This is a genomic window from Streptosporangium sp. NPDC020145, from assembly GCF_040631275.1.
Classification (GTDB): domain Bacteria; phylum Actinomycetota; class Actinomycetes; order Streptosporangiales; family Streptosporangiaceae; genus Streptosporangium.
Genome location: NZ_JBEXZT010000046.1, coordinates 20,243 through 31,570 on the forward strand (window position 1 = coordinate 20,243; position 11,328 = coordinate 31,570).

Annotated in this window: 11 protein-coding genes and 1 tRNA gene; 7 read left to right on the forward strand and 5 right to left on the reverse strand. The window is 68.4% G+C overall.

Annotated elements, in window-relative coordinates:
• Positions 1-36: 36 nt before the first annotated feature.
• The 3 genes from ABZ463_RS39895 (at position 37) to serS (ending at position 3,633) form a co-directional block, all read left to right on the forward strand.
• The gene (locus ABZ463_RS39895; RefSeq protein WP_362785014.1) at positions 37-1,344 is read left to right on the forward strand and encodes a glycosyltransferase 87 family protein; all 1,308 of its coding nucleotides are present in this window, start codon (positions 37-39) and stop codon (positions 1,342-1,344) included.
• A 42-nt stretch (positions 1,345-1,386) separates the two neighbouring features.
• Entirely contained in the window at positions 1,387-2,307 is a 921-nt protein-coding gene (gene pheA / locus ABZ463_RS39900; protein ID WP_362785017.1) for a prephenate dehydratase, read from the forward strand.
• A 63-nt stretch (positions 2,308-2,370) separates the two neighbouring features.
• Positions 2,371-3,633, forward strand: a complete 1,263-nt coding sequence (gene serS / locus ABZ463_RS39905; RefSeq protein ID WP_352014897.1) for a serine--tRNA ligase — start codon at positions 2,371-2,373, stop codon at positions 3,631-3,633.
• Between the two features lie 219 nt (positions 3,634-3,852).
• Here the strand turns inward: serS and ABZ463_RS39910 are convergent, their stop codons facing one another.
• On the reverse strand, positions 3,853-4,056 hold the full coding sequence (locus ABZ463_RS39910) for a cold-shock protein (protein WP_179821289.1): 204 nt from the start codon (positions 4,054-4,056) through the stop codon (positions 3,853-3,855).
• Between the two features lie 237 nt (positions 4,057-4,293).
• On the opposite strand from ABZ463_RS39910, the gene ABZ463_RS39915 reads away from it, so the two are divergent.
• Positions 4,294-5,100 (forward strand): HAD family hydrolase, encoded by an 807-nt coding sequence (locus ABZ463_RS39915; protein WP_352014896.1) that lies wholly within the window; start codon positions 4,294-4,296, stop codon positions 5,098-5,100.
• Here the strand turns inward: ABZ463_RS39915 and ABZ463_RS39920 are convergent.
• Together ABZ463_RS39920 and ABZ463_RS39925 are read right to left on the reverse strand one after the other, a co-directional pair.
• Positions 5,091-5,606, reverse strand: a complete 516-nt coding sequence (locus tag ABZ463_RS39920; RefSeq protein ID WP_352014895.1) for a bacterial proteasome activator family protein — start codon at positions 5,604-5,606, stop codon at positions 5,091-5,093. The two genes, ABZ463_RS39915 and ABZ463_RS39920, sit on opposite strands and share 10 nt — an antisense overlap.
• A gap of 5 nt (positions 5,607-5,611) precedes the next feature.
• Entirely contained in the window at positions 5,612-6,568 is a 957-nt protein-coding gene (locus tag ABZ463_RS39925) for an NAD(P)H-quinone oxidoreductase (RefSeq protein WP_352014894.1), read from the reverse strand.
• Between the two features lie 118 nt (positions 6,569-6,686).
• On the opposite strand from ABZ463_RS39925, the gene ABZ463_RS39930 reads away from it, so the two are divergent.
• A complete protein-coding gene (locus ABZ463_RS39930) occupies positions 6,687-9,011 on the forward strand; it encodes an AAA family ATPase (protein ID WP_362785021.1) in 2,325 nt (774 codons plus the stop codon).
• Positions 9,012-9,176: 165 nt separating this feature from the next.
• Positions 9,177-9,265 (forward strand) — tRNA-Ser (locus ABZ463_RS39935).
• Between the two features lie 192 nt (positions 9,266-9,457).
• On the opposite strand, the gene ABZ463_RS39940 is transcribed toward ABZ463_RS39935, so the two are convergent.
• The gene (locus ABZ463_RS39940; RefSeq protein ID WP_362785024.1) at positions 9,458-9,961 is read right to left on the reverse strand and encodes a GNAT family N-acetyltransferase; all 504 of its coding nucleotides are present in this window, start codon (positions 9,959-9,961) and stop codon (positions 9,458-9,460) included.
• A 468-nt stretch (positions 9,962-10,429) separates the two neighbouring features.
• Here ABZ463_RS39940 and ABZ463_RS39945 point away from each other — a divergent pair, with 468 nt between their 5' ends.
• Positions 10,430-10,732, forward strand: coding sequence for a hypothetical protein (locus ABZ463_RS39945; RefSeq protein WP_362785027.1), 303 nt, complete (start codon positions 10,430-10,432; stop codon positions 10,730-10,732).
• 383 nt (positions 10,733-11,115) lie between these two features.
• Here the strand turns inward: ABZ463_RS39945 and ABZ463_RS39950 are convergent.
• The coding region (locus tag ABZ463_RS39950; RefSeq protein WP_362785029.1) for a transposase at positions 11,116-11,328 on the reverse strand (213 nt) is incomplete at its 5' end.

Consider the following 11,328-nt stretch of genomic DNA (forward strand, 5'->3'; position numbering starts at 1 on the left):
GCCCACGGTAGCCTGCCTGGTCGTGAGGAATGGCTCGTGAGGAATGGCTCGACCGTGACAGGGCGGGCGCCGTGGGCACGGCTGCTCGCACCGCTGCCCGCGCTGCTGGTCGTGCTGGTCGCGCTCGCCCCGCTGGTGCTTCCCTGGCTGGGCAACGTCGACGACCAGCGCCTGGTCGACCTGGACGTCTACCGTACCGGCGGCCGGGAGCTGCTTGAGGGACGTCCGGTCTACGACTTCATGACACCCGCGCCGCAGCTGCTGCCGTTCACCTATCCGCCGATCGCGGCGATGCTGGCCACGCCGCTGGCGATGATGTCCTGGCCGGTGGCGCAGTGGGTGTGGACCGGGCTGATCCTCCTGACGCTCGCCGTCACCGTCCGCTACGCCTTCCGGCCGGCCCTGGAACGCCCGGCCCTGGAACGGTCGGCTTTCGAACGGTCGGCTTTCGAACGGCAGGGCGGGTGGCGGCTGCCGCTGCTCCTGGCGCTGCTGACGGTCGCCTGCGCCTACCTGATGCCGATCAGGGACCAGTTCCGCTTCGGCCAGGTGGACATCCTGCTCGTCGCGCTCTGCCTGGCCGACTGTGTCGCCCCCAGGCCGCCGTGGCCGCGCGGCCTGTTGATCGGCCTGGCGACCGCGGTCAAGCTCACCCCGGGCGTCTTCCTGATCTATCTCCTGCTGACCGGCTTCGGCCCCGGTGCCAGGAAGGAGCAGCGTGACGCCTTCCTCATGGCCGTCTTCACCGCCACGCTGCTGACGGTGCTGCCGTTCCTGGTCATCCCGTCCGACGCCGCCGACTTCTGGTTCGGCGCGCTGCTCGACCCGGAACGGCTCGGCGCGAACGCCGCGACCACCAACCAGTCCGTGCGCGGCATGCTCATCCGGCTCTACCTGCCCGACCAGCTCACCTCCCTGCTCTGGCTCGCGCTGGTCGCGGTGATCGCCTGGTACGGCTTCCGCCACGCCCGCAGGGCCCTGCTCGACGGGCACCCGACGACGGCGGTCGCCCTGGTCGGCCTGATGGCCGTACTGCTTTCGCCGGTCGCCTGGATCCACCACCTGGCCTGGGTCGTCGTGGTCCTCGGCGCGCTGGCGGGTGACGGCCGCGACCCGGTGCGCGTCCGCGTCGCCGCCGGGGTCTGGCTGTACTACGTGCTGCCCGTTCCCTGGTGGGGGGTGACGATCAAGGCGGCGGAGATCCCGGTCCTCAGCCCCGTGGTCGGCAAGATCGTGCAGAACGGTTTCGGCCTCGGCGCGCTCGTCCTGGTCTGGCTGCTCGGGGTGTGGCTGCCCCGCCGCAGGGCGGCCCTCCCGGGCGATGCGGCCCGCCTGAAAGCCTGATTCCAGGCACGTTTCCCAGTGGGCGGCGGATAACCTGTGGTCATGCCCAGACTCGCCTACCTGGGACCGGAGGGCACCTTCACCGAAGAGGCCCTGCGGACCCTGGCTCCGGACGCCGAGCGACTGCCCTGCGCCAACGTCAGCGCCGCGCTCGACGCGGCCCGCCAGGGTGAGGCCGACGGTGCCGTCGTCCCCCTGGAGAACTCCATCGAAGGCGGCATCGCCACCACCCTGGACGAACTGGCCTGGGGCGAGCCGCTGCTCATCGTCGCCGAGCTGCTGCTGCCCGTCGAGTTCTCCCTCCTGGTACGGCCGGGCACCCGCATGCGTGACATCAAGCGGATCTTCACCCACCCGGCGGCGATCACCCAGTGCCGTGGCTTCACCGCCCGTGAGCTGCCCGAGGCCGTGGTGGTCGCCGCCCCCTCGACGGCCGCCGCCGCCCAGGAGGTCGCGCTGCCCGGCTCGCCGTACGACGCGGCCATCGCGGCGCGTATCGCGGGCGACAACTACGGCCTGGTCGAGCTGGTCGCCAACGTGGGTGACCGGTCCGACACGGTGACCAGGTTCATCCAGGTGACACGCCCCGGGGCGCTGCCCGCGCCGACCGGCGCGGACCGCACCTCCCTGGTGGCCTTCCTCTCCGACGACCACCCCGGCGCGCTGCTGGAGATGCTCACCGAGTTCTCCGTGCGGGGGGTCAACCTGAGCCGCATCGAGTCACGGCCGACCGGTGACGGCATCGGCCGTTACTTCTTCCACTTCGACCTCGAAGGCCACGTGACCGACGCCAGGGTCGGCGAGGCGGTCTCCGGGCTGCACCGGGTCAGCTCCGACGTGCGCTTCCTGGGCAGCTACCCCCGCGCGGACGGCCTGACGCCCCAGGTCAAGAGGGGCACCTCCGACTCCGACTTCACCGAGGCCGCCGACTGGCTGGCCCGCGTCAGGGCGGGACAGGTCTAAGACAGCCCTAAGACGGGCTTAATAGGCGCACAGGCCGTGGCATGACGTCGGTAGCCTTGTGCTGTGATTGACCTGCGTACCCTTCGTGAGGAACCCGACCGGCTACGGGCGTCGCAGCGTGCCCGCGGTGAGGACGACACCGTCGTCCAGACGCTGCTCGACCTGGACGAGCGCAGGCGCGGCGCGCTGAGTCGCTTCGAGTCGCTGCGCGCCGAGCAGAAGAGCATCGGCAAGTCGGTCTCCCGCGCCTCCGGCGAGGAGAAGGCCGCGCTGCTCGACCGGGCCAAGGAGCTCGCCACGCAGGTCAAGTCAGCGGAGAGCGAGGCGGAGAAACTCGCGGCCGAGCTCGACCAGTTGCTCCAGACGGTGCCCAACATCGTCGAAGAGGGCGCTCCCCACGGCGGCGAGGACGACTACGTGGTGCTTGAGGAGGTCGGCGACAAGCCGGTCTTCGACTTCGAGCCGCGTGACCACCTCGAACTGGGCGAACTGCTCGGCGCGATCGACATGGAGCGCGGAGCGAAGGTCTCGGGGTCGAGGTTCTTCTTCCTGAAGGGCGTCGGCGCCCGCCTGCAGCTCGGCCTGCTCAACATGGCCATGCAGCAGGCGATCGAGGCGGGATTCGTCCCGATGATCCCGCCGGTGCTGGTCAAGCCCGAGTCGATGCAGGGCACCGGCTTCCTCGGCGCCCACGCGAGTGAGGTCTACCACCTGCCCGAGGAGGACCTGTTCCTGGTCGGCACCAGCGAGGTGCCGATGGCGGCCTACCACGCCGACGAGATCCTCGACGGCGCCGAGCTGCCCTACCGCTACGCCGGGTGGTCGTCCTGCTTCCGCAGGGAGGCGGGCTCCTACGGCAAGGACACCAGGGGCATCATCCGCGTCCACCAGTTCGACAAGGTCGAGATGTTCTCCTACTGCCGTCCCGAGGAGGCCGCGGCGGAGCACCAGCGCCTGCTGGCCTGGGAGAAGGAGATGCTCGCCAAGATCGAGGTGCCCTACCGCATCATCGACACCGCGGCGGGCGACCTCGGGGCGAGCGCGGCGCGCAAGTTCGACTGCGAGGCGTGGGTGCCGAGCCAGGGCCGCTACCGCGAGCTCACCTCGACCTCCAACTGCACCGAGTTCCAGGCCCGCCGCCTGGCCGTACGGTTCCGTGACAAGGACGGCAAGCCCCAGCACGTGGCCACGCTGAACGGCACCCTGGCCACCACCCGGTGGATCGTCGCCATCCTGGAGAACCACCAGCGGGCCGACGGGTCGGTCGAGGTTCCCAAGGCGCTGCGTCCCTTCGTCGGACTCGACGTCCTCGAACCGGTCAAGTAGTCACCCGGACCGGAGTCGTCAGGAAGGCCTCTCGCTGTCTTTGTGGCGGGGGGCCTTCATTGATCCCTGGGCGGGGTCTTCCGTGGCCTCTGGAGGGCCTTCAGGGCTTCCCACGGCGCCTTGACGGACGGTGATGGGAAAGGCGGAAGGTCCGGAAAAGGAGAAAGGCGGAGTTCGCGTTAAGCGAACTCCGCCTTACCTCCTTACAGAGGTCTATGGTCAGACGGCGCGGACCTGCGAGGCCTGCGGACCCTTCTGGCCCTGCGTGATCTCGAACTCGACTCGCTGGCCGTCCTCAAGGCTGCGGTAGCCGCTGCCCTGGATCTCGGAGAAGTGCACGAACACGTCCGGTGCACCGCCGTCCGGTGCGATGAAGCCGAAGCCCTTTTCAGCGTTGAACCACTTGACGGTTCCCTGAGCCATTAAAGCTCTCCCTCAGGATTTGAAACTTTGGGATTCACACCTCATGAACCCCCTGTGTCGTACAGCGGGCCCCGGGGTGGTTCAGTCAAACTGGCTTTCACAACGGGATTCAGCTAATACAACGCCATCACATCTAACACTATCCGGCGCGCCCGTGTTCCCGCCACGAGGAAGATTCCTCGCGGGCGCATCCCGGCGGCGGCGCCCTTCGGAGGACGGTGCAGACTGGAGCCTGTTATGGGAAGTCCCAGGCTCGTCGCAACAGACCTAGACGGCACCGCTCTGCGCTCCGACGGCACCGTCTCAGCCCGCACCGCAGCGGCCTTCGCCCTCGTCGAGAGGGCCGGGGCCACACTGGTCCTCGTGACGGGGCGTCCGCCCAGGTGGATGCGCCCGATCGCCGCCGCCGTACGGCATCGCGGGCTGGCCATATGCGCCAACGGCGCGCTCGTCTACGACCTCCACGCCGAACAGATTGTGAAATCTCACCTTATCGACCCGGATGTCCTTCAAGAGGTGGTGAGCCGCCTGAGGGAGAAGGTTCCCGGGCTCACGTTCTCGGTGGAATACGAAGGCGGGTTCGCACGTGAATCCGGCTTCCTTCTCGACAGCCTGGACCGGGTGGCGGGACTGAACGGCGCGGAGACCGACACGCTCACCACCACGCCCTGCGCGAAACTCCTGGCACTGCACCAGGACATGAACCCGGACGCCCTCCAGGAGACCGTCTGCGAACTGGTCGGCCACCTGGTCACCCCGACCCATTCCAGTGGCCGCGCCATGATCGAGATGAGCGCCCACGGTGTGACGAAGGCCTCCGCCCTGGCCGCCCTCGCCGAGGGACGCGCCATCACCGCCGCCGAGGTCGTCGCCTTCGGGGACATGCCGAACGACCTGCCGATGCTGCGCTGGGCGGGCAGGTCGTACGCCGTGGCGAACGCCCACACGGAGGTGCTGGCCGCGGTCGATCACGTGACCGCGGCCAACGACGACGACGGAGTGGCCGAAATCCTTGAGAACCTCTACGGGGGGACCTACAGGTAGGGGCCGGAGCTGCTCTGCTGGTGGTTGTCCTGCTGCCCCATGGAGACCCCGCCGGGCAGTGCCCTGCGCATGTTCTCCAGCTGGGCGCGGGCCGCCATCTGCTGGGCGAAGAGCGTGGTCTGGATGCCGTGGAACAGGCCTTCGAGCCAGCCGACCAGCTGCGCGTGCGCCACCCGCAGCTCGGCCTCGCTCGGCGGGGTGCCGTTGCCGTCGTCGGTGAAGGGAAGCGACAGCCGTTCGAGCTCGTCGACCAGTTCGGGCGCCAGACCGTCCTCAAGCTCCTTGATGGAGCTCTGGTGGATCTCCTTGAGCCGCTTACGGCTGGCCTCGTCGAGCGGAGCCGCCCTGACCTCTTCGAGGAGCTGCCGGATCATGCTGCCGATGCGCATCACCTTCGCGGGCTGCTCGACCAGATCGGCGACAGAGCGACCTTCGCCTTCCTCCTCGGTCTGGAGCCCCTGCGGGCCCACGACCACTACATGGGGAGTGCTCTCCTCAGCGTTCATAGCTCTCAACCTACTAGCAGGATTTTCCCGACGTGTTCTCCGGATTCGAGGAGCCGGTGAGCCTCGGCGGCCTCGCTCATCGGCACGCGGGAGTGGACGACCGGACGGACGACCCCCGCGTCAACCAGGGGCCAGACGTTTTCCACGACGCCACGCACGATGATGCCCTTCTCGTCGACGGGCCGTGCGCGTAGCGTGGTGCCGTGCACCGCGGCTCGCTTGGTGAGAAGCGCCCCCAGGTCAAGCTCCCCTCTGGAGCCCCCCTGCATCCCTATCACAACCAGCCTGCCGCCGGTCTTCAGTGCCCTGACGTTCTTGGCGAGATACGGTCCGCCGACGATGTCGAGGATGACGTCCGCCTGGACCTTCTCCGAGAAGTCGCCCTCGTGGTAGTCGATCCCCTCGTCGGCGCCGAGTTCGAGGCAGCGGGCGATCTTCTCCGCCGACCCCGCGGTGACCACGACCCGCGACCCGAACGCCTTGGCGAGCTGTACGGCCAGCGTGCCGATCCCGCTGGCGCCGCCGTGGACGAGAAGCGTCTCGCCCCTGCGCAGCCGCGCGGTCATGAACACGTTCGACCACACCGTGCACGCGACCTCGGGAAGCGCCGCGGCCTCGACCAGGTCGACCCCCTCGGGCACCCGCATCACCTGTTGCCACGGCACCGCCACCCGCTCGGCGTAACCGCCCCCGCTCAGCAGGGCGCACACCCGGTCACCGGGCCTGAACCCCTCGACGTTGGACCCGACCTCGGCGACCACCCCGGAACACTCCAGCCCGGGGTACGGCGAGGCTCCGGGAGGCGGGGAGTACTGTCCTTTTCGCTGAAGGATGTCGGCCCGGTTGACCGCGGAGGCGGCCACGTCGACCAGGACGTCGTCCGGACCGAGCCGGGGATCGGGGACCTCCCGCCACACAAGCTCCTCGGGCCCACCAGGTTTGTCGATCACGATGGCGTGCATAGTTCCAACGCTATCCGCTGGGGATCAACTTGGTGGTTGCCCGCATTGACAAGAACACAGGGCGTTAACCTGCTATGTGTTTGCTGCCCTCTTTACACCCATCCCGAGGGGGAACACGGTGGCAAGGCACGATCGTGAGGAATCTCTCGAGGAACAGCTTGCCTGGCTCGACGCTATCAAGGAACAGGAGGAGGCGCCCCCCGTCACGGTGAAGAGCGGCGTGGTGGACGACACCGTCATCTCGCCCTACCCCAAAGACCCCTGGAGCGCGGTTCCCGCCGAGCCGGACACGGCGTCCTCGTCGCTGTTCCGTATGGTCGCCGACCCCTCGAACCACCTGGTGAACAGCCTCTCTGCGACCGCCGCGCCCGCCCCCGTCGAGGACGCGGACGCGGCCGAGTGGATGGAGGCGGGCGCCTTCAGCGTGCCCCCGCCCTCGCCGTCCCCGAACCGCGACGACGAGGCCTTCCTCGCGCCCCTGAAACCGCTGCCCCGCCAGGACACGTCCGACGGCCCAGAGGCCGTCCAGGAGGCGCCCTCCGACGGCCCGGGTTTCCTCGCGGCCCCCGCGGATCACGAGCCGGTCGCCGCCGACCTCTCCGTCGACCTCTCCGCCGATCAGGGTGATCACCTGCCGCCGGCGGAAGCCGATGACCCGCAGGCCGGCCCAGAAGAACTCGAAGGTTCTTCACCCGACCAGGCCTCCTTCGGGTCCACCGAGCCGTCGGAGGACGCGTTCGAGCAGGGCTTCCCGCCGGTCGGTCACGGTCCGCTGGACGACTCGGAACCCGGGGGACTCCAGCCCTTCACGCCCTCGGCCGGCAGGCAGGACGCCTTCCCCCTCTCAGGCCCCCTCTCAGGGGACCTCTCCTCCTCGGAGGGCGTCAACCGCGAGCCGCTCCCTGTCGCGGAGCCGCCACACGCGAGCGAGGAGCGGGCCGTACCCGACTCCGCCGACGAGGCGCCCGAGGACGACAGGTCACCTCAGGCCACGGTGAGCGACGCGCTGCGGCAGGCGGCCGGGGGAGGCGCGCTGGGGCAGTCCCACCAGAGCAGTGCCTTCGCCCGTGACTGGGGCAGGGCGTTCAGCTCTGACGCCGCCTCCGCCGAGACGCCTCCCCAGGGGTCCTCCTCCTTCCTTGAGGAGCCACCGGCTCGGGAGGGGGCGCCGTTCCGGGACGTGTCGTTCTCCCGGGAGGCGCTGTTCGCCCAGGGGGAGCCGACCCTCAAGGACCTGCCCTTCCCCCAATCCTCGGCTTCCTCTCAGCCTGCGGCTCCTCAGCCTGCGGCTCCGGAGCCTCCGGTCGTGCAGGAGGTCCCGTCCCGGGAGACGTCGGCCAGGGAAACGGTGACGCCTCGGGGGGTTTCGGCCGTCCCCGAACGTGATCTCGGCGCGCCTGGAAAGGACGCTGCCGAACCGGTGCGGGAGCCGTACCAGGCGAAACGCCGTCACTCGGCGCCGCCGCCGGCTTTCAGCGTGCCGTCCAGGCAGACGTCCGGATCGAGGCCGTCGGCCGACAGCCTCGACCCTGACTCGCTGCTCAGAGGACGCCGTAACGCGCCCTCCGGGGGCTGGCGCAGGCTGATCTACACGGCGTCGGCCGGGCTGATCAAACCCGGGGAGTCGCCCGAGGTCCGTCGTCGTCGCGAACTCGCCACCCGTGCCCGTACCCCCGTGGCCACCGGCCATCACCGCGTCGCCGTACTGAGCCTGAAGGGCGGTGTCGGCAAGACCACGACCACGGTCGGCCTCGGCGCCACCCTCGCCCAGTCACGCGGCGACAGGGTCATCGCGGTCGACGCCAACCCCGACCGCGGGACCCTGTCGGACAAGGTGAAGCTTGAGACCGCCGCCACCGTCCGTGACCTGCTCAACGAACGGAAGCAGATCAAGCGCTACGTGGACGTCAGGGCCTTCACCTCGCAGGCGCCGTCCCGGCTGGAGATCCTCGCCTCCGACCGTGACCCGTCGGTGTCCGAGGCGTTCAGCGCCTCCGACTACCAGGCGGTGGCGCAGGTCCTGGAGAACTTCTACTCGATCTGCATCACCGACTGCGGTACGGGCCTGCTCCACTCGGCCATGTCCGGTGTCCTCGGCCTGGCCGACCAGCTCGTCCTGGTGAGCTCCCCGTCGGTGGACGGCGCCCGCGCCGCCTCGGCGACCCTCGACTGGCTTGAGGCCCACCACTACGAGGAACTGGTCCGGTCGGCCACGGTCGTGCTGTGCAGCGTCCGCCCCAGGTCGAAGTCGACCGTGGACCTCGACCGCCTTGAGGCTCACTTCGCGGCCCGTTGCCGGGCGGTGATCCGTGTCCCCTACGACCCCCACCTGGAGGAGGGGGCCGAGATCGAACTGGACAGGCTCCAACCCGCAACCCGCGACGCCTACCTCCGCCTGGCGGCCTCGGTGGGAGACGGCTTCGCCATTCCTCAACAGGCCTGACGCGGTTTTGCCCAGACCCGGCTTCCTCAGCCGGGCCTGGACTTCTCGCTGTGGTTTCACCGTGGTCTTTCGGCGGGCGGTTCCAGTCGGGGCGCCGGTCGCGGGCACGCCCGGACCAGTGAGAGACTAAAGTGCAATCTGACGCGTTCTGACGCGCGTCACCCAGGAGAGCTCGCCTAGTGGACGATGGCGGCGGTCTTGAAAACCGCTAGGGCTGGTGACAGTCCTCGTGGGTTCGAATCCCACGCTCTCCGCTTTGCTTGAGAAACGGCGCCTGACCAGGTCTTGTGGCTTGGTGGGGCGCCGTTGGTCGTTTCGGGGCGCGCAGCCGTACGCCGTCGTGAGCGGCCCTCGGCCGGTGGTCGCGGAATGATGTTGGTCGCGTTTTCCCATGTCATTGCCGCCGGAAGGCTCGTTTCCCGCTGGAGGGCGGCCGCGGGCCGAGCTCAGGGAAGGAGGCTCTTGGCCAGGACGACGCTGTCGTAGTTGGTGACGTCCCACTTCCATGTCCCGATCGAGGAGTAGCCGTGCCGCCCGTACCAGGCGAGGAGATCGGCGGCCTGGGAGGAGGTGTCGATCACCACCCTCGACGAGCCCAGATCGGCGATGCGGGTTTCGGCCAGGGTCAGGAGACGACTCCCCAGACCTGTGCCTCGCCTGGACGGGGCCACCGCGAGTTGCCAGAACGAGCCCGCGGCGGTGGGAGCCGGGTATCCCGGCGGGGTGTCGTACGTCCCCGTCACCGTGACACTGCCGACGATCGCTCCTTGCTCCAGGGCGATCCAGCACTCGCCCTTGCCCAGACGGCGCCGCGTGTCCTCGGGGGTCTGGTAGGAGGCGAAGAAGACGAGTCCGGCCGCCGCGTGGTCGGCGTACGCGCGATGCAGAAGCCTGGTCAGTTCTTCCACGGAATCGCCGTCGGTGAAGCGCCGCAAGGTGATCGATTCCACAGGACCATGGTGTCTCACGGCTGTCGCATCCAGTTGGCCGGTGTGCCTGAGTTCATCCCCAGATCCTTGACGATCGATTTCTCGGGGTGCCTACCGCACCGGCACGAAACTCTGGATCGAAGCCGCCTCTGGTCTCCCCCATGCCCCTTGGGCAGGCCTCCACGATATGAGGGAAGAGGCGCTCTTCTCGTATGTCCCGGCTGGAAGGCCGAAGAGGCGGCATCAACACGTGGTTAACGGCAAGGTCGTGTGGTCGGTGCTATTGGCGAATGACGGTCCCGCTCAACATCACCGACCGAGTCGTCTTCGATCAACTTCGTTGACCCTTGGCGCTGCGGCAGTGGGATGGTGATCGGACGCAGATGGGGAGCGGGATGTTCTTGACTCGCGTCACCCAGGGCGTATCTTCCTTTTAGGAAAGTTTCTTAATGGAAGCGCCATTTACCTTCGGAATCGGAGGAAGCGCACATGAGAAAAAGCCGAGCCGCGGCTGTGTCCGCCACCGCCCTGCTCACCGCGTCACTGCTGGTGGGCTCCGCGTCCCCCGCCCATGCCGCCCCGACGGGCTGCACCACCTGGCAGGTGGGGTACATGGTCTACAGCAAGTGCACGGGCGGCACAGGCACGCAGGCGGTTCACGCGAGCGGCCTGCACGTGAACCCGGTATGGGGCCCATACTCTATGGACGGCCCTCGGGTGGGGGTGGGTGAGATATCGTCGGTCAACTTCCCGGGCACCGTGCAGTACCGAGGCGTCACCTTGTACGACTGACACGATACCGGGCGACATGACGACGCCCGCTTTTCCCCTTCAGGAGGAGCGGGCGTCGCGTTCGACCACCACTCATCGGAAAGCGGCGCGTCCAGCACGGAGAGGAGAAGAAGGGCCAGACCTGATACCGGTGCGCCAAGTTCCTGGGACAGAACAGTCGGAGGACTTTCCTGCGTGAGGTGCCCGTCTGATGCCTATTCCTATGGCTTCAGGCTTATTCGGGCCGGGCAGAGCGTTGCAGGCGCGGGGTCTGTGAAACCGTCGAGGCTGAGGAGTCCGGCGGCAGGAATTCGTGGCCTTCTCCTGACACGATCGAACGAACGGCGGTCACGTCCAGCGAAGTGGTGTATGAGCTGCCCTTCGCGTGATCCTGTTTCTGCAGGTTAAGCGGTAAGTGTCTGCGGTAGCGGATTATGGGCCGGTGTGTCGCCGGCAAGAACGCGCATCCGGCACTTGGCCAGCACGTCGAGCCCCATGTAGCGGCGGGTCTCGGTCCACTCGTCGGTCTGCTCGGCCAAAACCGCACCGACAAGCCGGACGATCGCGGCCCGGTCGGGGAAGATTCCGACCACGTCGGTGCGGCGGCGGATCTCCTT